Annotated in this window: 1 protein-coding gene; it reads left to right on the top strand. The window is 31.3% G+C overall.

Annotated elements, in window-relative coordinates; all coding sequences use genetic code 11:
* The first annotated feature begins 22 nt into the window (after window positions 1–22).
* On the top strand, window positions 23–487 hold the full coding sequence (locus tag ACFINL_RS09875) for an SMI1/KNR4 family protein (RefSeq protein ID WP_375647426.1): 465 nt from the start codon (window positions 23–25) through the stop codon (window positions 485–487).
* Window positions 488–565: the final 78 nt, after the last annotated feature.

Below are 565 nucleotides of genomic sequence, written 5' to 3'. Positions count from 1 at the left end.
ACGCAAGTTTTGAGGATCATCTATGAAAACCTATACCTTAGCTGATGTTGCAGTACTAGTTGATAAATATAACGATAGTATCGATTTTGGCTCTACAGATGAAGTAGTTGATGATGCACTGATTGAAAAAGCAGAGAAAACTCTTGGTTTGCAGTTTACGTCTTCCTATAAAAGTTTTTTAAAAAACTATGGAAGAGGGGAAATTTGTGGTGAGGAAATATGTAGCGTTTATGATACAAACTTTGAGATTGTTCGTAGTGATGATATTGTTTATAAAAACTTAAATTATAGAAAAAATGGTTTTGCAACGCCACAGCAACTTATTGTTAGTAGAACCGATTTTGGAGAGACATTTTTCTTCGATTATTCTCAATTCCAGAATGGAGAATGTGCACTCTATTTTGATTTTCCACCCAAGGATCCACAATATTATGCAAGTAACTTCTATGAATTCCTCTGTAAAAGGATTACAGATAATTTGAAGTAAATTTCTTTGTATGGTGGTTTTATTTTCAAATTGCAATGTTAAACCACCATTATTTTTTTTAAATGAGAGAAAATTAAA

Origin of the sequence: Bartonella sp. AA78NXGY (assembly GCF_042197005.1) — a bacterium.
GTDB lineage: Bacteria > Pseudomonadota > Alphaproteobacteria > Rhizobiales > Rhizobiaceae > Bartonella.
The sequence above is the reverse complement of the archived record's forward strand: the minus strand, read 5'-3'. Positions and strand labels throughout refer to the sequence as shown.

Coding starts and splice junctions, on each gene's coding strand:
- ACFINL_RS09875 (WP_375647426.1), top strand. CDS start 23: ATGAAAACCTATACCTTAGCTGATGTTGCAGTACTAGTTGATAAATAT.